General features: G+C 46.7%; 19 protein-coding genes. 2 read left to right on the top strand and 17 right to left on the bottom strand.

Going from position 1 to position 22,287, the window contains the following annotated elements; genetic code table 11:
* The first annotated feature begins 3 nt into the window (after window positions 1-3).
* Both V7S65_RS30045 and rluF read left to right on the top strand, forming a co-directional pair.
* Window positions 4-915 (top strand): hypothetical protein, encoded by a 912-nt coding sequence (locus tag V7S65_RS30045; RefSeq protein WP_336389332.1) that lies wholly within the window; start codon window positions 4-6, stop codon window positions 913-915.
* A gap of 13 nt (window positions 916-928) precedes the next feature.
* Complete coding sequence (gene rluF / locus V7S65_RS30040) at window positions 929-1,669, top strand: 23S rRNA pseudouridine(2604) synthase RluF (protein WP_111579838.1); 741 nt, start codon at window positions 929-931, stop codon at window positions 1,667-1,669.
* Between the two features lie 71 nt (window positions 1,670-1,740).
* Here the strand turns inward: rluF and V7S65_RS30035 are convergent, their stop codons facing one another.
* The 17 genes from V7S65_RS30035 to V7S65_RS29955 form a co-directional block, all read right to left on the bottom strand.
* Entirely contained in the window at window positions 1,741-2,682 is a 942-nt protein-coding gene (locus V7S65_RS30035; protein WP_111579839.1) for a helix-turn-helix domain-containing protein, read from the bottom strand.
* 5 nt (window positions 2,683-2,687) lie between these two features.
* The gene (locus V7S65_RS30030) at window positions 2,688-3,551 is read right to left on the bottom strand and encodes an NmrA family NAD(P)-binding protein (protein WP_079473045.1); all 864 of its coding nucleotides are present in this window, start codon (window positions 3,549-3,551) and stop codon (window positions 2,688-2,690) included.
* 208 nt (window positions 3,552-3,759) lie between these two features.
* On the bottom strand, window positions 3,760-4,899 hold the full coding sequence (locus V7S65_RS30025; protein ID WP_336389333.1) for a TlpA disulfide reductase family protein: 1,140 nt from the start codon (window positions 4,897-4,899) through the stop codon (window positions 3,760-3,762).
* 20 nt (window positions 4,900-4,919) lie between these two features.
* Window positions 4,920-6,548 carry a S41 family peptidase gene (locus tag V7S65_RS30020; RefSeq protein ID WP_336389334.1) on the bottom strand — a complete coding sequence of 543 codons (1,629 nt, stop codon included), beginning with the start codon at window positions 6,546-6,548 and terminating at the stop codon, window positions 4,920-4,922.
* Between the two features lie 3 nt (window positions 6,549-6,551).
* Window positions 6,552-8,024 carry a TlpA family protein disulfide reductase gene (locus V7S65_RS30015; protein ID WP_336389335.1) on the bottom strand — a complete coding sequence of 491 codons (1,473 nt, stop codon included), beginning with the start codon at window positions 8,022-8,024 and terminating at the stop codon, window positions 6,552-6,554.
* Window positions 8,025-8,034: 10 nt separating this feature from the next.
* Window positions 8,035-9,402 carry a RagB/SusD family nutrient uptake outer membrane protein gene (locus tag V7S65_RS30010; protein WP_336389336.1) on the bottom strand — a complete coding sequence of 456 codons (1,368 nt, stop codon included), beginning with the start codon at window positions 9,400-9,402 and terminating at the stop codon, window positions 8,035-8,037.
* 19 nt (window positions 9,403-9,421) lie between these two features.
* Entirely contained in the window at window positions 9,422-12,994 is a 3,573-nt protein-coding gene (locus V7S65_RS30005; RefSeq protein WP_336389337.1) for a SusC/RagA family TonB-linked outer membrane protein, read from the bottom strand.
* A 4-nt stretch (window positions 12,995-12,998) separates the two neighbouring features.
* Entirely contained in the window at window positions 12,999-14,036 is a 1,038-nt protein-coding gene (locus tag V7S65_RS30000) for a FecR family protein (protein ID WP_336389338.1), read from the bottom strand.
* A gap of 124 nt (window positions 14,037-14,160) precedes the next feature.
* A complete protein-coding gene (locus V7S65_RS29995; RefSeq protein ID WP_336389339.1) occupies window positions 14,161-14,751 on the bottom strand; it encodes an RNA polymerase sigma factor in 591 nt (196 codons plus the stop codon).
* Between the two features lie 173 nt (window positions 14,752-14,924).
* On the bottom strand, window positions 14,925-15,356 hold the full coding sequence (gene arr, locus V7S65_RS29990; protein WP_336389340.1) for an NAD(+)--rifampin ADP-ribosyltransferase: 432 nt from the start codon (window positions 15,354-15,356) through the stop codon (window positions 14,925-14,927).
* Window positions 15,357-15,360: 4 nt separating this feature from the next.
* Window positions 15,361-15,822: a MarR family winged helix-turn-helix transcriptional regulator gene (locus V7S65_RS29985; RefSeq protein ID WP_111579845.1), complete on the bottom strand. Its 462-nt coding sequence runs from the start codon at window positions 15,820-15,822 to the stop codon at window positions 15,361-15,363.
* A gap of 248 nt (window positions 15,823-16,070) precedes the next feature.
* Window positions 16,071-16,325, bottom strand: coding sequence for a DUF6755 family protein (locus tag V7S65_RS29980; protein WP_111579847.1), 255 nt, complete (start codon window positions 16,323-16,325; stop codon window positions 16,071-16,073).
* Between the two features lie 23 nt (window positions 16,326-16,348).
* Window positions 16,349-16,876, bottom strand: a complete 528-nt coding sequence (locus tag V7S65_RS29975; protein WP_111579848.1) for a Rieske (2Fe-2S) protein — start codon at window positions 16,874-16,876, stop codon at window positions 16,349-16,351.
* Between the two features lie 10 nt (window positions 16,877-16,886).
* The gene (locus V7S65_RS29970) at window positions 16,887-17,456 is read right to left on the bottom strand and encodes a 4Fe-4S dicluster domain-containing protein (RefSeq protein ID WP_111579860.1); all 570 of its coding nucleotides are present in this window, start codon (window positions 17,454-17,456) and stop codon (window positions 16,887-16,889) included.
* Window positions 17,457-17,479: 23 nt separating this feature from the next.
* Entirely contained in the window at window positions 17,480-19,693 is a 2,214-nt protein-coding gene (locus V7S65_RS29965; protein WP_336389341.1) for a molybdopterin oxidoreductase family protein, read from the bottom strand.
* Between the two features lie 39 nt (window positions 19,694-19,732).
* Complete coding sequence (locus V7S65_RS29960) at window positions 19,733-20,797, bottom strand: hypothetical protein (protein ID WP_336389342.1); 1,065 nt, start codon at window positions 20,795-20,797, stop codon at window positions 19,733-19,735.
* A gap of 292 nt (window positions 20,798-21,089) precedes the next feature.
* Window positions 21,090-22,286, bottom strand: coding sequence for an FAD-dependent monooxygenase (locus V7S65_RS29955; RefSeq protein WP_336389343.1), 1,197 nt, complete (start codon window positions 22,284-22,286; stop codon window positions 21,090-21,092).
* Window position 22,287 lies beyond the last annotated feature (1 nt).

The raw sequence follows: 22,287 nt of genomic DNA, 5'->3' as shown, positions 1-22,287 counted from the left end.
CAGATGAATATCATTACAGATTATAAAAACAGACAGCTGTTCCTTTCCAGCATTGATGAGAAGGGAGCAGCTCCGCTGTGGTACGACACGCCCAACGAACGGGTGCAATTGTGGAAACAGTATCCCGGTTACAGCGTGGTAGCATGGCATCCCGGCAACCGCTGGCTGGTGCTGAATTCCCCGATGATTATAGGATCCCGCAAACTGGTGAGCCGGATGGTGGTGATGAACATTGACACACAGGAAGAACTGTACAGCAGCAACCGGCACCTGTATTATAACGCCCTCTTTAATGCAGCAGGCACGCATATCCTGCTGGAGGCCTACAGCCAGAAACCTGTTTGGGTGGATATTGCCACCGGTGAAATTGTAGCAGTAGTACCTTCCGCAGTACGCCTGGGCGATGGCACTTACGATTCTTTTCAGGATGTTTTTTATTTCCCGATGGAGAAACAGAAGGCATATATCCGCGTGGACGGCGCCGATTTTACCTGTACTAAAGTAAAAACACCTTACCCCGACCTGGTGAGCAAAATCACCTGGTGGAACGGGCAGTACCTGATTCTCACGCATGGCAACGTCCTGTTTTGCTGCGATCAGCAGTTCCAGCCCCTGTGGCAGCGCAACTTCTCCGACCTGGGCGGCGACAGTGGCCAGGTACATGGCACGGATATCCTGGTAACGGAAGACGATACCCTGATATGCCTGAGCGCCGGCGCCACCGAAGCCAACGGGTGGGGCGTGGAATATGTGCTGGACCGGAAAACCGGGGCTGTCCGTAATATCATCCAGTCCGAACAGGGCCGCGGACGTATTATCGGCGCCTATTTTCATCACTACGTACTTTTATATACCATGAAACTGCTGAACCTGGATACGGGAGCAGTGGAAGCATTTTTGCCCGGTTTTAAGTAATTTGCACCTGATTATGGATATAAGCGTTAACAAATACATCAGTGAAACCGGCTTTTGCAGTCGCCGCGAAGCTGATAAATATATTGAACAGGGCCGCGTAACGATCAATGACAACATCGCCTCCAAAGGGAATCGCGTTAAAGATGGCGACGTGGTAGAAGTAGACGGGGAGCCTCTCAAAAAGAAAAAAGCTACCGTGTACATTGCCCTGAACAAACCCAAAGGGATCACCTGTACCACAGACCTCAAGGATAAAACCAATATCATCGACTACGTGAACTTTCCCTCCCGCATATTCCCGATAGGCCGGCTGGATAAGCGTTCCGAAGGACTGATATTCCTCACCAACGATGGCGACATCGTAAATAAAATCCTGAGAGCCGGTAATCAGCACGAGAAAGAATATATTGTTACCGTCGACAAACCCATAGACATCGAGTTCCTCAAAAATATGCGCAACGGTGTGCGCATCCTCGGCGTAATGACGCAGAAATGCTTTGTACAGCAGGAAGGCGCCAACCGTTTCCGGATCATCTTAACGCAGGGACTCAACCGGCAGATACGCCGGATGTGCGAAGCACTGGGCTATGAGGTAGTGGCGCTGAAACGGACACGCATTATGAATATGACGCTGAAAGACCTGGCACAGGGAAGCTGGCGGTATTTTACAAAAGAGGAGGTGAATAGTTTGAATGCATTGGTGGCGAATAGTAAGAAGACCGCGGGCAATGATGCGGATGGGATGGATGAGTGATTGGTTTTTCTTTTTATAGCCTCCGGGCACGGGTTTTATATCCGTGGTACCTCTCCACTGTTCTACCTCTTCTAATGAAGTTCAATAAACCTGCTGGACTTTCTGAATTCCAGCGGTGAGATATTTGTTTTAGTCCTGAACAATTTGGAAAAAGACTGCGGATATTCAAAACCCAGTTCAAAAGCTATTTCATTTACGGATAAATCTGTCATAGTGAGTTTTTCCTTCGCCTTTTCTATGATCTTCTCCTGTATGTGTTGTTGGGTACTATTGCCTGTAAGTGTTTTGAGCAAACCGCTCAGATAATTAGGCGAAATATTCAACTGCCCGGATATATCCTTTACCGTTGGCACCCCGTTCTCTTCCAGTGCTTCTTTGGAAAAAGCCTTTTCCAGCAATGCTTCCAGCTGGCTCACAATACCGTGGTGGGTAACGTTACGGGTAATAAACTGCCGCTGGTAAAAGCGCTCTGAATATTTCAGCAGGGTTTCAATGAGGGAAATAATAATCCCCTGGCTGAATTTATCAATGTTTGTACTGTATTCCTGTTCAATGTTCCTGAACAACCCGCTAATTGTCTGCTCTTCATAATCAGACAGGAACAGGGCTTCATTTACTGCGTAATCAAAGAATTCGTATTGCCTTATCTTCAACGCAAGGGGATGGTTCCAGAGAAAATCCGGATGGAGCAGCAGCAACCATCCGGACCGGTTTATTTCTTCCACCTGATCGGCAATAAAATTAAATACCTGTCCTGGTGCTATAAAATTCATCACGCCTTTATCAAAATCATACTCTTGTTGCCCATACTTCATTTTCAAACAATACTGCGTGTATTTGCTCATGCCTATAAAATAGAAATTAGTGGTCGCCACTATATTTACATACTTAGGCAGCTGCTTTAGTTCGGCAATATTGACTACACTGATAAGCGGATGTCTTGTATCAGGCAAACCTTTCAGTTGCAATAGTTCATGGATGCTTTTTATTTTCAGAGGAAGGTTTCCTGCCATAATATTTAGTTTTGATGGTACCAGGTAGCGTACTCCCTGGCAAAATCCCGCAGTTTTCGTTTCCCTAAAACAGGTCTGTTAAGGTAGTAGTCCTGCTGCGCTTTTCCATTATGCATATTTGCCTGCATTTCTACCAGTAATCCGGCAACTTCAGGCGATACGCCGGTAGCTTCGAGTCCTTGTTTTACCTGTTCTCCGGGAATTGCTTTCCATTGCAGGTCTGGTATTCCAATCGCTTCTCCTATAATTTGTGCCGCCTGGTTACAGGTAAGTTCCTCGCTGGCTACATAGGTCACCTTCGTACCTGCCACCGCCGGGGTATTGATCTCTTCCACGATAGCAGCAGCAATATCTTCAGGAGCTACAAAAGCCACCATATCCTCGTCGCCATAATTGGATACAATCATACGCTGTTGGCGGATCATATCTTTAAGGTGATAGAAATTGCTGTAAAAAGGTCCCGGTCGCACAAAGGTAATAGACACATCCTGAAGTGCCTCAAACTTTTTCTCCGGCCGGACGGAATTCAGCAGGTGTGCTATCCATCCCGACAGCACAATCACACGCTTTACCCCGGTTTGCCTGATAGCCCGGATATAATTATCCAAGTTGCTATCCCAGGCATCCAGGTCCCGCATCGTGAAGTTCAGCGGGTTCATACAATAAACAATATCAGCTCCTGTAAAGGTTTTAATGAGGAAAGGGAGATCCTGAATGCTGCCAATAGCGGGTTGGGCGCCCATAGCCTGTATCCGGGCCTGTTTATTGGGATCTGTACTGATGAGTGTGATCTGATGTCCTGCCTTCACCAATATTTCAGTGAGTGGTTTACTGATATTCCCGAGGGAACCTGTAAGTACGATTTTCATTTTCAGTAGTTTAATGTACTCAAAGGTCCACCGGGATACCGGAGGAAAAGTGTTCAAATCTCAGAAGATTGTATGAAAATGTAATTTGACTACGAAGCCGCCTATAATGGCAACGCGCACCAGGATACAATCCCGGTACGCGTATAGTCATTTCCATCAGCTGGAGGAAACAACAAACCATTATCTAATGATTGGAATAAAAACGTATTTACGGCATTACTTTCTTCAACGCATCCTCTAAAGCTTCGCCACGGAGATATTTACCGATGATTTTTCCGTTTGGATCGATGAGGAAATTCATTGGAATAGCGTTTACTTCGTACAGCTTGGCTGCTTCATTATCCCATGCTTTCAGATCAGTTACCTGTGTCCACTGTAAACCATCTTTTTCAATGGCTGCCAGCCATTTTTCCCTGTCATCCGGCTTATCCAGCGATACACCCAGTACAGTAAAGCCTTTGTCTTTAAAATTATTGTAGGCTTTTACCACATTTGGATTCTCTCTTCTGCAGGGACCACACCAGGAGGCCCAGAAGTCGAGCAGTACATATTTACCTCTGAAGTCAGAAAGTTTCACCGGCTTACCGCTGGCATCCAGTTGTGTGAAGTCGGGAGCCGCAGCGCCTTCCTGTGTTTTCTTCACTTTTGCAATGCGCGTTCCCAGCTCCTTACCCAGATCCGACTGGCGCAATAATTCATCAAACTGGTTAAATTCCTTTTCTGCTGCAATCGCATCAAATTCAGGCGGCAGGGTAGAGTTGAAAGCCATCAGTGCCATGTACTTGTTGTGATTGGCTTTTACATACTTCATCTTGGCGGCGATGATCTCGTCTTTGATGATATTGGCTCTTCTGTCGAGACTGTTCAGGTAAGCGGTATCCTTTTGCTGTTCGAGTGGCTTCGACTTAAACTCCTCATTCAGTTTTTCGTACTGATCATAGATGGGCTTCAGCATGGCATTCACTTTTGTGTTGTCGTCGTTGGTCACGCTGCCGGTAATAACTGCATTTTTGATCGAGTCCTTTGCTGCGATGGTGATGGTTTTGTCTTCAATCAGGAAGGCAAGAATATCTTCTACCGGACGGGTGGTCGGGTCGGGAGGAAGATTGTTGTGTTTCACCACCAGGTGAGCTTCTTTAGGTGCATGTACACTGCCTTTGAAAGTGAATCTGCCACCTTTCATGATGGTGGAGTCCATGAGGCGTTCACCATCTACTTTATAGGTCAGAAACACTTTTACGGGTTCCTTGATATTACTCACGCTACCTTTAATGGTATAAGACTGTTGTGCTACTGTTGCCAGTGGAGTGCACATACCCGCTACCATTATCAACTTATTCAGATTCATGTTATGATTTTTGAAGATGATTACTTTTTCTTTGCTTTCCGTGCTTCCTTTACTTTCTCTTTTGCTACCGGGGCGGGTTTCAGCAAATTGTTCATCAGCGCGGGCTGTTCCAGCAGGCGCATTGCTTCTTTAAAGCTGCCGTTGTCGGTGTTTAATACCTGCAGGTAGTAGTCGTTGCCGGCGAACAGCTGCGCGGCCAGCTGTCCTTTTATTTCGAGAGAAAGCAGGGGGAGGATCCTGTCTTTACTGCCCGGCAGCAATGGAAGTCCTGCCGCTTGCGCGGAGCCAACCACTTCCTGTACCAGGTAATCCGGAACGTTATATTGCTGATTGAATGCCTTGAAATCTTTGTAATCGGCCAGCAGCTTTGCGCGGTTGGTATCGAGATAATCGAAAGTGATTTTGCCTGTGAGCTGATGATCTGCTACATCCTGCAGCCAGCCGTTGTATTCAACGGTATCCAGCGGGATGAAACGGTCCGGCATAATACCGCCACCGCCGTAAACAGTTCGTTTACCCGTCAGCGTAGTGAATTTTAAAGAGTCCGGGAAGTGAATTACCTTTTCATTGGTGAGTTCACCGCTGGCCAACCGGGTGTATACATTGTCGCTATAGGAGGAGCCGTGGTAGGGCTTTTGAATAGACCTGCCGGAAGGCGTGTAGTACCGGGCGCCGGTCAGTTCCAGCACGGAGCCGTCGAATACGGGCACCGGACGCTGCATCAGTCCTTTACCAAAACTTCTTCTGCCAACAATGGCGGCGCGATCCCAATCCTGCAGGGCGCCGGTGAGTATTTCACTGGCGGAGGCGGTATACTGGTCGATCAGCACTACCAGCCGGCCTTCCATGAATCTGCCGAAGCCGCCGGTATAATAATAGTCCTTGCCTTTGTCCCTGCCAACGCTGTAAAATACCAGTTTGTCTTTTGGGAGAAATTCATCTGCCACGCCGATTGCTGCTTCTACATATCCGCCGCCATTCCCCTGAAGATCCAGGATCAGGCTTTTCATCCCTTTTGCCTGCAAATCGGTGATGGCCTTATCTATTTCATTACGGGTGGTTTCACTGAAGATGCGTAAGGAAATGTATCCGATGCTGTCGTTGACCATATAGGCGGCTCTTACAGACCTGTCGGCTACCACGTCACGGACGATCTCTTTGGTAATATCTGCCGGGTTGTTTCTACGGCGTACTACCAGTGTCAGTGGTTTACCTTTTTCTCCCCGTATTTTTTTCATCACCTCAAAGTTGGTAGTGCCGGTAACGGGTATGTTATCTATAGAGATGATCCTGTCGCCGGCCTGTAGTCCTGCTTTTTCAGCCGGACCACCGCTAATAACCTGGGTGATATAAGCGGTGTCTTTCTCCACCAGGAATTGGATTCCTATGCCCGCAAATTTACCTTTCATCGCTTCCTGCATCTGTGCAGATTCAACGCCGGAGAAATAGCGGGAGTGGGGATCCAGCTCACGCATCATACCGGCAATGGCTGCATTCACCAATGTTTCATCTGTGAGCGAATCCACGTAGTTGCCCTGGATAGTTTTTAACGTTTGCCAGAGCTTTTCTTTCGGATTTACCTGTGCTTTCAAACTGAATGAAAGCCCCATCAAACCCATCGTAATCAGGGAATATCTTTTTAGCAACATAAATTATTTTTCTGCTTTTAAAAGTTCGATCGCATAGGTCAGTTCATCTACCAGTTTACTCGGGCTACCGGAATAGCCTTCTGCGGTATAGCGCATGACCCCATCTTTCAGGATTACTTTTCTCGGGATACCGGAAGAGTTGAAGAAGGGTACAAAAGTTCTGAAAACAGCATCCTGGTGACCGGTTGCTTTGTCGATGTTATCATGCAGTAAATGGAAACGGAAGCCTTGTTGTTTGATATACCCTTCTGATTTTTCTTTGTAGTTATCGTACTGCATAGTGCCTACCATGTAAATAGCAACCTGTGGGTCGTTGCTGTATTTATCTACCAGCATCTGCATGCCGGGAAACGCGCTGATACAGGGTTTGCACCAGGTTGCCCAAAAGTCCAGGACCACAATTCTGTTGCCCCATTCGCTGGATCTTACCGTTTTTCCTTCCGGGTCCTGCATGGCAAAAGGCACATATTCTTTATTGGTCATGCCGGCTTTTACTTCGGCGATGAGTGTTTCCTGATCCTTCACGGATTTCAGGCTTTCGAGGTATTGATCATATTTGCCATCTTTGTTTTTGGCGGTATATATTTCCTTCAGCTTGTCGAACATGGGGGCTGTCATGGCATTGGCTCTTACACAGTTTTCAAGGAATGGCTGAATGGCTTGCTGATCGCCGGTTTGCTGCAGGATGTCCAGGTGGAGCACATTCAGTTCAGCCTTGCCATAGGCTCCCTTTGCAGAAAGATGCGGGAAGTATTTTTTTGATTCCGCATATTTTTTCATGCTATGCAGCAGGGTAATATGGTTGGTGAGTTCATTATCGAGTTGTTCGGCGGCATTGGCGGCGGCGGTTTCTTTATTGAAAACACCTTGCTCCTCATAAGACCCATCGTTCACTTTCTTCACCAGTTCATTGATCATCCGGGTGGAGATGTTGAAGAGGGTATCAGTGCCCACGATTTTGAAAACAGTGGCCCGCATCACATTCCAGCGATACAGCTCATTTTCTGTTTTGAAGTTCAGGGGAGATGATAATTCCAGGAATTTATCAAACTGTTTGGTATCGAAATAGGAACTGCCTAATGTACGATAAGTGGTATAGTAAATAAACTCTTGTCCAATTGGCTCTTTGTGCCACTCGTCATATGGAAATGCTTTCAGAAAATCTTCGGATTGCGCGATTAAGGCTTCCATTGTTTTCGCACTGGAAGCTTTATGAAAGGCCGCAAGGCGGGCGGTGGCTCCTTTGGGATATTTCTGAAGCAGCAGTTCCTGTAGTTCCTGTCCTCTTTTTGTGTCTTTCAGCTCAAACTCGAAATAACGCTGAATGGTACTCAGCTGTTGCTCGTTGAGCGCCGTTTGTTTGATGAGGTCTTTGGGGGCTGCGTCCCTGTATTGCTCCTTGTTAATCTGCTGGGCAAATACGGTGGCAGTACCGAGTAAAAGACCACATCCGATTAAACCTATTGTTCTTCTCATATCCTTAGTTTTATCTTGGGTTCTGCGTTAATTCAGGATTCAATTCAATATTTTTTGGAGGGATAGGATACACGTAACGGTCGCCGGCAGTGAGTGTATAAGTGGTGCCTTTGAAATCGCGTGTAACGGTTTCCGCCAAAGCTGGTTCCCTGCTTAACCGGCGCTGATCAAACCAGCGAAGACCGGTACCAAACAGTTCCCTTCTTCTTTCGTCGAGGACTATACGTAATGCGGCGGGCGCATCGGCAGCGGTGAGTGCGGTATAATCTGCGGCTTTGAAGCGATGCTGACGCAGGGAATTGACCAGGGTCATGGCATCGTTTGTGTTACCCGCTCTTGCGAGACCTTCTGCCTGTGTGAGCATCATTTCCGGTACCGATACGCCAACGGCGATGTTATCGTACTGGAATACCATATCACGGTAAGAACCGCGTCCGGTGAAGGCTGGCTGGAAGGTGCTGCCATTACGGGTAAACAGGGAGTACCGTACATCACGGGTATCAAACAGGTTCACCAGCTTGCTGCTGAGCGGCAGATTAAGATAGCCCGGCCTGGTGGCCTCTTTCGACATGAGTACTTCGGGATTCTCGAGTCTTCTCGGGTATGCTTTGGTGCCATCTGCATAGTCGCCCAGGTTGAGCAGGGTTGACTGGTAGGAGAGCGACTTCGCTGCATTTTCTGCTGCTTCCGGATAGCGTTGCATGTAGAGATACGTTCTTGCGAGTACTGCGTAACCGGCCGCTTTATTGGGATGCAGGTTATTAGTGGTTACGTCCGGCAGCACAGGAATAGCGGCGGTCAGGTCTTTGATGATCTGATCATACACGGCCTGTACGGATGGGCGTTGTAAGCTTACAAAAAGATCAGGCGACAGTAACAGCGGTACTCCCATGTCAGAAGCGGCGCTGCTGCTGTTATACACGCGGGAGTAGATGTTCACCAGCGTGAGATAGGTGGTGGCGCGTTGTACCTGTGCTTCTGCATAAATACGCTGCTTTTGCAACGTGGTGCCGTTTTCACTTTCCATGACGAAAGAAGTGACCTGGTTGCATACGTACACCAGATTATAGAGTGCATCCCAGCCGGCGTCGCTTTGATCGGAAGTATAATAAGTGTCGGCCCAGGTATACATGTTTCCTAATTCGTTGGTCAGGAGATTCTGCATGCTGGTATTGCTTTCGAGGTTAATGTCGTCGCTGGAAAGAATCGGCATGCTGGCCGATTTTTCCATTACATCCACATTGTTCAGCAGTTTTTCAAAATCTGCTGTGTATTTAAACTGGCGTTGGTTGGGTTGTTCTACTTCCACATATTTGCGGCAGGAAACAGCACCCATTGAAAAAGCCAGCAGCGATATATAAACAAATTTCATTTTCATCTTGGTCATTTTTTCTGTGTTAGAAAGAAGCGTTCAAACTCATGAAATAACTGGGTGATGGAGGAAGGTTGGAATAGTTGTTCCTCATCACATAGCTGGGATCCAGTCCTGATTTGTTTTCACGCCAGATGATACCCAGGTTTCTAACCGAGAAGTTGACCCCTACCGATTTTACCATCAGGCGGGAGAGTGCTGCTGATGGCACCTGGTAACCGATATTGATTTGTTGCAGGCGGATATGGCTGGCGCTTTCTACCAGCAGATCAGACATTTTGTAACGGTTACTGCTGTTGGTAGTTACATTGGGAAGACCCGGAACATTGGTAAACTGTTCGTCGCCGGGTTTACGCCAGCGCAGTGCAAGGTCCTTCTGGGTGCCTATCACGCCGTAGTAATTGTTGGTGGCGTAGTCCGGATAATTCTCGATAGAAAGACGGCGAAATACGTGGCCCATTTCATAGGTAATACGCACACCGAAAGTGAATGACTTATAGTTGAAATCATTGAAGAAGCCACCAAAGTAAGGAGGTGTGGTACGGCCCATGTACACCAGGTCTTCCTGGGTGATGGTGTTGTTGCCCGCATCTGCTGAAATGATCTTTCCATTTTTATCATACAGTTGGGAGCGGCCTTTGTTGTCCAGTCCGGCCCAACGGTAAGCATATACATAATCATTCGGCATGTCCACAATAGGGGTACCGCCATTTACTGCCAGGCTGCTGGTAGGTTTGGTGAAGCGGGAATCAGTTACCTTGTTGGTATTATAAGAGAAGTTAAAGGTAGATGCCCATCCGAATTTATGTCCCCGGATGATTTCTCCCCGGATGCCTACGTCAAAACCGTGACCGGTCATGCTGGCGGCATTATAGGCGAGTGAGGACCAGCCATAGGTACTGTTGATCGGGAATGTCCAGAGCAGATCAGTAGTGCGCTTGCGGTAAGCATCCAGGCTCACGTTCAGGCGGCTGTTTAATACGCTGAAGTCAAGCCCCAGGTTGGTGGTACGGGTAAGCTCCCAGCTGATCTGGTTATTGGCGGGGGATATTACACTGCCAAAAGGTTCGCGGGTGATGGGGTCCAGGCCGTTTAATGAAAGGATGGCCGCATTGCTGGCACTGGTGGGAACAGATCCGCCTGTTCCGTAAGTAAGACGAAGTCCGAGTTTGTTGATCCAGCTTACATCTTTCATAAAGTCTTCTGATGTAATATCCCATTTCACACCGGCAGACCATAGCGGTTTGGCGCGCTGACTGCGGGAGGCGCCGGCAAGGGTGTAATCATCAAATCTTACGCTTCCCGATACCACATAGCGGTTGTTGAGGATGGATAAGGCGCCGTTACCGTAGTACGACAAAAACCTGTTGATAGACCGGAGAATGGTACCATCACTGTATCCCAGGCTGGTGCTCCAGCCCATCACTGTCATATAGGAAGTGGTTGGATTCCAGGAAGCGGAAGAGTAGGTGTCTTCATCAAATCCAAACCTGGTTTGCTGGTAGCTGGTAGCCTGGTTTTCCCGGATTTCAGTACCTGCCAGTGCATTAAGACTGAAAAGAGTGCCCCAGGATTTATTTACGTTTACCTGTCCGCGTAATCCATAGCTGGTTTCCGTACGGTTATGACTGATCATTTTACCGCCGTATGGTACGCCATATACCAGGCGGCCATTGGCGCCAACAGTAGTACCGGTGTTTACAAGCGTTCTTGTTTCGTAGCTGTTCAGGTTAGAGAGATATACATCTTCCCCGTTGTTACGTTGCAGGGAGCCGGCCACACTTACATTCACCCAGTCGGTAATTTTTGTATTGATATCTGCATTCAGGCGGATACGGTTTTCCTTGTCGGTAGTATTGCCGTAGTTCAGTTCCTGCAGGGGGCTGTAGGTCCAGGGCAGGTAGCCTTTGTTGAGGAAGTCGGCGGCCACTTCATCGCGGAAATCGATAGACCGGGCAATTGGGTTGCCGGCGGCATCCGCGAGCATTTCGTAAGGGCGGAGACCCTGGTGGCTTTCACCGATTGCATTCAGCGCAGCGGTGTTGGCCAGGCTGTTGGTATAGTTATAATTGATACCGGTGTTTACTGTTACACGGTCATTAAACAGTTCGTTACTCATGTTGGCTGTAACAAAGTAGTTTTCACCTTTATTACCTTTAAATACCGGCAAGTCGCGGGTATAGTTGGTAGACACGTAGTAGGTGCTGTTTTGTCCGCCACCGGAGAAGGAGAGATTGTATTGTTGTGAAACCGCGCGTTGCAGCAGCAGGTCGCGGATCTGGCCGCGGTTATCCATATTGCCGAGCGCGGTGAGGGCTGAATCGCGTTGCGCAGCGGTAGCGGTGCCGCGGTCTACCTTGAACATCCATTCCAGGGCTTCACTTACGGGCCTGTTCTGGTTGAACGTCATCCAGCTGTTATCCCATTGGGCGGGATCGCTGAAGAAACCCAGGCCTTTCATTTCTTTTTCCAGGTCAATATATTCTGCACTGCTCATGCGGTTCAGATTTTTCATATTGGCGGGGTTGGAAACGCTCAGGTTTGTGCTGAAGTTCAGGGAAGAGGAATTCTTTTTTCCTTTTTTAGTGGTGATCACAATCACACCGTTAGCTGCTTTGGCGCCCCAGATAGAGGTGGCGGCAGCATCTTTCAGTACGGTAATGGATTCAATATCTTCCGGGTTATACCTGCTCAGTATGGCGCCGCCGCTGGCGTTATTATTGAGCCGGTTGGACAGTTCCTGGTCAAGCGCAGGGAATCCATCTACCACGATCAGCGGGCTTCCACTGCCATTAAGGGTGTTGACGCCGCGTATGGTAATCTGGTTGTTTCTTACGTCGAAGCGTACGCCGGGTGTTACCCCTTCCAGGCGTTCCATCAGGTTAACGGCAGGTACGCTTCTGATTTCTTTCGCGGTAATCTGGCTGAAGGAGCCGGTAGCGCGTTCTTTAGGTATAGATTGGTAACCGGTAGACACCACACTTACTTCCTGGAGTTGACGTACATCTGTTTCCAGTCTGGCGTTGATCACGGTTTTGCCGTCCACGTCTACTTTCAACGGGTTCATGCCCACGAAGGTGAAGATGACAGCGTTTGTTTTCTCTTTCAAACGAAGGGTATAGCGGCCATCACTGCTGGTGATGGAACCGAACCGGATGGCAAAGCCTTCCGGGATCACGGTAACACCTACCAGCGGGTGACCATCTTTATCCGTGACTACACCGGTGATTGTTTGTACATAATCATCGGACGCAGTGGCAGGTGCAACGCTGCCTGCTGCTTCCCGCGCCTCTTCTCCTTTATCGGGCCGGGTATCCCTGATGATGGTGTAGTAGTTTTCCTGTACGTAAAGGAAGATGAATCCTTTTTTGTAGAGTAAATCTTTCAGGACACTTTCTACCGGTTCTTTCTTCGTCAGCGGACTTTTAAAATTGACATAAATGTTGTCCAGCAGATGGGCTTCGTATGAAAATTTAGTACCGTAAACGGCCTTTACTTCCTCTAAAGCAGCTTTTAATTTCACTTGTTGCTGGGCAAATAAACTTCCTGGCAGTGTTCCCAGCAGGAAACACATGACAAATAACATTCGTTTATTCATTCTCCTAATTTTGGCTGATAATTAAATGATTTGCTTTTTGATCGATTTTAAGATTAAACACCTTTCTGATAACAAAAAGGATGTCGTCGGCATTGGCAGCGGGCACAGTTCCCGAAAGTTTTTTCTGAGCCAGTTCCGGCGCTTGTAAGCTGATCTCATAACCATAGGTATCTTCCAGCACATTCAGTATTTCAGAAAGTGTGTAACCATCCAGGTCCATTTCGTTGTTGGTCCATGCCTTGTTGGCCTGTGGTTTCCTGTTCATGGCGGTCAATACCTGTTTGCTGCTGTCATACATGAAGGCGTCTCCCGGTTTGAGCATTTGGACAAAGGCTCCGGTGCCGTTTTTTTCAATTCGCAGACTACCTTCCAGCAGGGAGATTTCAGTGATGCTGCGACGGTTGCGGACATTAAATTTCGTACCTAATACTTTTAATTCCAGGTTGCTCACATGTACCAGGAAAGAGTCTGATTGTTGCAGGCGGTTCTTCAAGGCTACATGTTTTACCTCGAAGAATGCTTCCCCCTGCATCCATATCTCTCTTGGCTTTTCTGATTTCCAGGTGCGTGCATAATGGATGGCTGAGTTGCCGTTTAAGGTAACAACCGTTTCATCCGGTAATACTACCTGTTCCCGTTTACCAAAAGTGGTACTGAATTTCTTTTCTCCCAATGAGGACCATTCCCGTAAGGCGACTAATAGTATCAGGGCTGCTGCAGCAGCGCCTATCCACCTGGAAGCAATTTTCAGCGGCCGGTACACCCGTTGCTGCCTTTGTTCATCAGCTGCTATCTGGTTGGTAATTTTGTCCCAAAGCTGCAACTTGCCGGTGGCTGGTTGATACGGCTTTTGTTTGTTGATGAGCAGTATCCAGGCACGGGCTTCTTCCATTGCAGCCCTTTTGTCCGGGTATTCACCGGAAATACGCTCCCAATAAGCCGTAGACAGATCATCCGCTTTCAACACATGCTGAATGAACTGCTCATCTTTAAAAAAAGACGTAGTGGTGTAATGATTGTAATCGCTGTGCTGATGTTCCATGCCTGATTATATATACACGACCCTTTAAGATTTTATCCCTTCCTGTATTAAATAAATAATAATTTTATTTAAAGGACGATAAAATGAATAATTTCTAATTACGACTTTAAAAAACAGGGCGATCTTAGATTTTTTTCAAGGATATAACAGCAGTCAAAATAAGGAGATCAGTTTTGGACAGATAAGTCCGTAGTACATCTATTGCTTTGTATACCAATTTATAGGTACTGGAAACGGAAATCTGCATCAGGGCAGCAATTTCTTCATATTCCATTTCCTCGTAATACCGGAGGTGGATAATTTCTCTTTGTCGTGGCGTCATTTTTTCCAATGCACGACCCAGGTTGGTGCGTATGCTCTCCAGCCTTTCGCGGCTGATCATTGTTTGGTCGTAAGCCAGCTCCTGATCCGCGTCCATCCACTGATCCAGGACCAGGAAACTGTATTTGCGCTGCTGTACGTCCAGCATGCGCAGCAGTACTCTACGGAACGACTTATATAAATAGTTTTTAACTGATTCGGTGGCATTAATGGATTCCCGTTGTTTCCAGAGCTTAACGAATAAGTCCTGCAAGGCATCTTCTATGATGTGGTCATCCTGCGTAAACTTGTGACCATAATTGAATAACGGGGTATAATATCTGTCAAAGATAATTTGCAGGGAAGATTCATCTCCTGAACGAAAACCATCCCATATATCTTTGTCATCGGTCATAAATCCTGCACGATTCAGTTTGGCTTATGTGCGAAGGTGCTAAAAATGTTTTACATTTCAAACCGTGGGGGAGTGTTAATTCAAAATCTCATATAAGTCTTTGATACCCACCAGCAGGAAGTCCGGCGGGATTACCATATAATTTAAAAGCGCTGACGCGCTGCTCCGGTTATTTACTCCTCTATCACCATAATCCCTTGCTGTTTCATCATTTCCAGCCCATCTTTCATCGCTTTGATTTGCTCCGGTGAATGTTTTTGCCATACCGTAACCTCTCCAACTACCTTAAATGGATGTGTGGAGCGGTAGGACATTGTAGGATTGCCCGGGAATTTTTTATCGGTTACGTTGGGGTCATCTTCCAGCGGGCCTGTTGCTTCTACCAGGTATATTCTTTCCCGTCCGTCTCCCGCGGCCAGTTCAGCGCCCCAGGTAGCCGCGTTCAGGGTGGCGGAGAGGTAAATGTGTTTTAATTGCCTGTCCACAAAATTTGAGTTAAAACCGGTTTCTATAAGATCCCCGATTTTTAAATCCGCTTTGGTGCCATGAAAGAAGGTTTGAGAAAAAGGATTCAGAATAGGTGCCTGGGTGTCGGTTGTACTCATTGCGTTATTGTTTTTGATTTATCGTTTGTATTTTACGGTCCATTATTTCCATTGCTTCCGAGAAATACTTCTCCAAAACTTTTAATTCTGCTGATGAAAATGTACCAAACAGTTTTTCGGTGTTGCTTTGAAAATCTCCATAAAGGGGTTTGAACAGCGCCGTTATCTTTTCTGTATCCGGTACGATGATAACTTTTCTGCGGTCTGCTTTATCAGCTTGTCGTTTTACCAGTTTTTGCTTCTCAAAACGGTCTATTAAGCTCGTAACCGCGCCGGTGGTCAGGCCCGTTATATTAGAAAACTCTCCGGCTGTCATTTGCCCCTGCTGCAGTAAAAATCCCAAATATTTATGGTCTGTGCCGGACATGCCTGCTTTTCTGCCAATGGCTTCGTGCATTTGGATGGAAGTATAGGCAAATTGCTGACTTAGCTTCCTTAGTTTCCTGATTTCTTCTTTAGCTGGCATGTATCTTGATTATTAATTATCTTAATTGTAAAGATAAATAATAAATGCTTAGTCGTCAAAATAAAACTGAAATTTTATCTGGCCAGGATTTGCACGGGTTGGCATAGACCGGTCGAATGTTACTGGACATTGGAAAGCCCGGAAGAGATTGTGGGCAACGGCGGTTTGAGCGAAGAGGGAAAATTCAGCTTTTAAAAAATAGCCTGACTCTCACAACGCGCAATGGAATTCTATTTATAACGCGTTATCTATTTCTGATCATTTTTCCGGTAACCCATAGGTAAAAAGTATAACCAGCAAAAACCTATCAGGAATAAAAACAGCGAGGCCAGGAATGCCGGCAGGGCGATATCCCTGTTTTCACCGAGTGCATTGTTAAGACCAGTATAGAGCAGCCATATCTGGATGCCGATATTCAGGATAAGAATAATGATCAGCGCAGATATGAGCGTATTTGTTTTATTGGGGTGCGCTTTATTTTGTGCATCTTTAAAATTGCTCATTTTTAATGTTGTTAGAAAGATTCTTAAATGGCAGCTGTATTTTTAGCACCGTTTGTATTCCCGGCTTTCACATACACATCATCTCCTTTTAGTAATACTTCCAGCGAAGGTAGTGGCCTGGGTGGTGGCCCTGCCAGCACTTCACCTGTCATGGCGTCAAAGAAGCCTTCATGACAGGGGCATACCACCTGCCCGGAGTTGGGCTTGTAATATACGGCGCAGGAAAGATGGGTGCATTTTTGTTCATATGCCCTCCAGTTGCCATTCTCCAGGCGTATAAGAATATACGGGATATTGCTTCCTTCAATAACAAAGGAGCGGGTGCCTCCTACGGGGACGCTGGCAGCTTTACAAACAAAATGTTCTCCTGTTACTTCTCCGGGTGGAAAGAAATTCGCTTTAACAGCTACATAGGCGCTGCCCGCTGCAAGACCGCCGGAAACCAGGCAAAGGAAACGGGCGAAATCCCGCCGGCTTACCTTGGTGGCTTCGGTTCTTTCTATCGGAAAATCCTCTTTCCAATGAGGAGCTTTTGCGGTGTTATCGGACATACTATTCAGTTTAATGGATTTTCAGAAAGGTGCTTCCTTTGGGCATCATGATGTTTACTTTCGTTGTAACCTCCTGTTCTCCGAAAATGAATTTATTTACAGGGGTGCTGTTCGGGCGCATCCGGCTGATTTCTTCCCTGGTGCCATAAAACAAAGCCTGGCTGGGGCAAACGGTGGCGCACATGGGCTTTTTGCCGGCGCTGGTCCGGTCGTAGCACATGTTGCATTTCATCATCATGTCGTATTTCTCTTCTTTGATCGGTACGCCAAAGGGACAGGCCATCACACAATTGGAGCAGCCTATGCATCGCGCGGTATTGGCGCTGTGCACTACGCCAAAGTCATCTTTCGAAATAGCGTCAGCAGGACAAACTTTAGCACATACCGGGTCATCACAGTGCATGCACACCTGTACGGTGGTTTGGATGGTAACGGCGCGTTCCACATAGTTTACATGGATCATGCTTTCGTGGCCATTGGTTTCGCATTCCGCGCAGGCCATTTCACAGGCTTTGCAGCCAATGCAGCGTTGCATGTCCACGAAAAATTCCATCTCGGTTTTGTAGGCGGTAACTTCCATCAGGTTCAGCTATTTTATGTGAATCAGATACTGTCAAATGCGCGTGTTTCGCCGGGCTGGGTGAAAACGCCCAACGGCTCCAGCTGGCAGGCGCATACTTTGAATTCCGGGATCTTTGATACCGGGTCCAGTGTGCCGATGGTCAGCTGGTTGGCTGATTTTTTGCCAGGCCAGTGATAGGGGATGAATACGGTGTCTTTCCGTATCGTTTCCACAATATTTGCCGGGAAATCGGCGGTACCGCGCCTGGTGGTAACCCTTACCGTTTCGCGTTGCCGGATATTATAACGTTGTGCCAGTTCAGGATGTATTTCAAGCAGCGGCTCCGGTATAAGACCTACCAGTTTGCCGATCCGCCTGGTTTGTGTGCCACTGAGATATTGAGACACTACGCGGCCGGTGGTAAGTACTACGGGGTAGTCGTTGTCCGTAACCTCCGATGGTTCCCGGAAGGGTGCGGGATTAAAATGTGCTTTACCATCCGGGGTGGCAAATTTTTTATCTTCCCACAGTCGTGGCGTGCCAGGATGATCTTCAGAAGGGCAGGGCCAGAAGACGCCCATATTATCTTCCACCTTTTTATAAGTGATACCATAATAATCGGCTGTGCCGCCTTTGGAGGCAATGCGCAGTTCATTAAAAATGGCTTCTGAGTTGGCGTAGTTAAATCTTTCGGCTTCTCCCAGCCTGGCTGCCAGTTCCAGGATAATGGAAGTATCTGTACGGGCATTTCCCGGAGGGGTAACGGCCTGGCGTATACGAACAACGCGGCCTTCTGCAGTAGTAACAGTACCTTCTTCTTCTTCGTGCAGGGATCCTGCCAATACTATATCCGCGTGCCTGGCGGTTTCGTTTAAAAAGAAATCGATACAAACATAGAACTCCAGTTTTTCGAGGGCTTCTCTTACATAGTTATTATTTGGTAAAGATACCAGCGGGTTAAAGCAGATGGACAACAATCCTTTCACTTCGCCGCGGTGTATGGCTTCTATCAGTTCCCAGGCGGTGAGTCCTTTTCCGGGAAGCTCCGTTTCCGGAATATTCCATACGCCGGCAATGTATTTCCGGTGTTCCGGGTTGGTAATGTCCCGGTTGCCCGGCAACTGGTCGCATTTATGGCCATGTTCCCGGCCTCCCTGTCCGTTGCCCTGGCCGGTAATAGTGCCGTAGCCGCAATAGGGCCGGCCAATGCGGCCGGTAGCCAATACCAGGTTGATACAGCCCAGTACATTATCCACGCCTTTGGAATGATGTTCAATGCCGCGTGCATGGAGAAGAAAGCTTGTACTGGCTTTGCCCCATAGTTCCGCAGCCATTTGTATTTTTTCCTTTTCAATACCGGTAATCGTTTCGGCCCATTCAAGGGTATAGTCCTGCACTGCTGCAATAGTTTCCCGGAACCCGGTAGTATGCTGATCAATAAAATTATGATCCAGCATATCATGGTCTGCGAGGTATTTAAGCATGGCTCCATACAGGGCAGAATCCGTTCCTGGTTTTATCGCCAGGTGTATGTCTGCCGTTCTGGCCAGTGGAATAACCCGTGGGTCTATGACGATGAGTTTTGCGCCATTATCTCTTGCCCGCCACAGCCAGTAGGTGAGGGTAGGGAAGGTTTCGCTGACATTGGCGCCGGTTACAATAATCACCTCTGCATGTTCCAGGTCGGCATAGCTGTTGGAGGCGCGATCGAGTCCGAAAGCTTTTTTGTTCCCGGCGCCTGCGCTTACCATACATAGCCGGCCGTTATAGTCGAGGTTGGCGGTTTTTATGGCTACGCGGGCAAACTTTCCCATCAGGTAGCTTTTTTCGTTGGTGAGTGACACGCCGGATAAAACAGCAAAAGCATCTTTGCCGTGATCAGCCTGTATTTGCCTGATAGCTGTAGTAACGCGGCTGAGGGCATGATCCCAGGAAACCGGCTTAAAGCCTTCTCCTTCCACACGTTCCAGTGGTTCCATCAACCGGTCGGGATGATTATCCTGCAGGTATCGTTGTACGCCTTTCGGGCAAAGCCGTCCTTCGTTGAAAGGAAATTCCATCCAGGGTTCAAACCCCACCACTTTGTTATTTTTTACCAGCAGCTGAATACCGCATTGCATGCCGCAGAAACAGCAATGGGTTTTAACAGTGGCATCGGGCTCGTCTCTGCCGGTGTATCCCTCCTGTGGAGCAAAGTTGAGATGAGGACCAAAATGCTGAATAATTTTTTCAGTGGATACGGGTAATCTGGCCATGCTGATCGTATTTTATTTTCGGGTGATGCTTCTTCGCGTTTATCCAAACAGCGTACCGCCTTCCTGGCGGGCTTTCAGGTGTGCCTTTGCCAGCAAGGAGCGTTTTCCTTCCGGGCTGTAATCGAGGTGAGAGGTGCCGTCTTCCAGGGTGAAGTCGAACCCCACTTGTTTGGTAACGGTCTTCAGGTCGTCTACGTGTAATTGGGTGGTAAATGCTTTGCCGGTATGCGGGCAAACCGCCATGCCTCTTTTTTCGCCTTCCCGTTTATAAATATGCGCTCCTATCTGGGCAGGGCGCTGGATAATATGAAAGAATTTCCCGAATGGAATCCACACCAGGAAAAGGATGACGGAAATGGCGTGTGTTACCGACATAAAATCATATGCAATACCTTTCATAAAGGCGTAACTGAAATTCAGTCCAAGCCCCGTTACCGAAATAATGATCAGGAGGATCAGGGGGAGGAGGTCGCCTTCAAAGGTCTGAGATGCGATCAGGCCCGCATTGGTTAATCTTCTTACTAAAAAAATTACAGCGCCTGCTATAACAAACCAGGAGCACCAGGTTAAAGCATGAAAAATTAAAAACGCCATCACCGACCCAAGTTTAAAGTCCATTACTTTAAAGCCGAAGAAGTTGGCAGCATATAATTTAGTTGCTCCCGGATCCAATGCAGATGCGGGGTCCAGCGTGAAGTTGATCCAGCCAAGCGTGAGCGGAATGGTAATGGCGAATGCCGCCAGGCAGCCGGACGCCAGCATAAAATGTGCTATCCAGCGTTTTTTACCTCTTGGATAGATAAAGGACTGAAACAGGAGATTTTTTATGGAATCCCACAGCAGGGAAAAAATATGACTAAAGATTTTTCCGGAGAAGACCAGCTGCCAGGTGCGTTTGAAATACATCCAGGTAGGAGGTCTTTGCAGCCATACGCAATAACGGTAAATACCTCCGAACAATGCAAAGAGGGTTCCGAACAAATAAGCAATTAAGGCAGGGTCAAAATTTTGCAGCTTCCTGGAACCATAAAAAGAAACCACTACGCAAATGAGGGTAGCAATAACCGAAATAATGGCCGCTTTTTTATTGAGAGAATACCGCATGGGTATAATTTTGGGTATCTGAAATAAAATAAGGTTATATCTCTTGTGTTTTTTTGCTGAAAAGATTAATTAAGCCCAACGTGGCTTATGAAGAGTAGTTTGCAACGATTTAGTAAGGATGCCTGTTACACTTGTTTTCACCTGACTACCTTGTAAATCATTAAAGCTAATTTAGTAAATAATTGGGTGAAGTATATTATTACTTTACTTTTTTTGTAAAATAACTATGAATATTAGCTCCCAATGAGGGGAAACGGCGATATAAAAAGAAAACCCGCAGCTTGTTTTTTAGTTACCATTCTATTTTATAATCAAATAACCAGTGATTGCTTTTTTCGGCAAATGCGTTTACAAATATTCTAATCATAAGTTCTCTTATTTTTTGCTGAAATGCGCTTACAATTACTTTGTCGCTTCCTCTTTTTCTTCCTTCCAGCACAATTTTTTCAACGCGTGGTCTGCGCATTTTTTCAAAGGTTGAGAAGGCAGTATCCAACTCCTTCCCATCACGGATGAGTTTTGCTAAAAGCATGGCGTCCTCTAAAGCCATTGAAGCTCCTTGTCCTGAATTTGGGCTTACGGCATGTGCCGCATCTCCAATGAGTATACAGTTTTTCTTAAACCACCTGGGTAAAAATTGAATATCAAAAACATTGAGCCGGATAAAATCTGAAGAATTATTGATGATGTCGGTAACCGGGGAACTGTAAGCCGCGTATTGATTCAGCAAACTTTTTCTTTCGGCTTCTTTGTTAAAATTTATTTGTTCTTCCCTGGTGTATGGATTAGCTACCATGATGTTTGTCCACCACATTAACTCATTTTTATTCACCCCTGTGTAGCCAATGAATCCATTTTTACCATAAATAAAATTTATATTGTTGCTATCTGACGGCGTTAAGTTTTGAATTTTATTTTTATCTACAAAGCCACCGCCGCCAACAACACCTGTAAAACCGGGCTTCATAGGCGTGTCTAATACATAATTTCTAACAATACTTCTTACGCCATCCGCTCCAATAAGAATCCTTCCTGTAGCCTGACTGCCATCTTCAAATGTTGCTGTTACTTCATTTTCGGTTTGTGAAATACTTTGTAGTTTTTTGCTGAAGTAAACCGGTATGTTTTGTTTCACCAACTCATCGTGCATCATATCAGCGAGCGTTGCTCTTTTAATATTCACACTTGGATATTTATACTTTGCTGCATTGGAAAACCCTACTTTTGCCAGTTTCTTTCCTTTAGCGTTTTTAAATATTCCATCTACCGCAATACTCCCGCTTTCAATCGCTTTGGCAGCTAAGCCTAATTCGGCTAATACAGATACTCCATTGGGTGCAAGGTTTAATCCTGCACCGTTTGAAAATGTTGTTTCGTTGGCTTCAAAAATTGCGGACGCTATTCCTATCTTTTTAAGAAATAAAGCCATTGATGAACCGGCAATGCCACCGCCTATTATTATTACTTTATTATTTGATTGTAATTCCATT

The organism is Chitinophaga sp. CCNWYY40 (assembly GCF_037483205.1).
Classification (GTDB): domain Bacteria; phylum Bacteroidota; class Bacteroidia; order Chitinophagales; family Chitinophagaceae; genus Chitinophaga; species Chitinophaga ginsengisegetis.
This window is presented reverse-complemented; position numbering and strand designations above follow the sequence as displayed.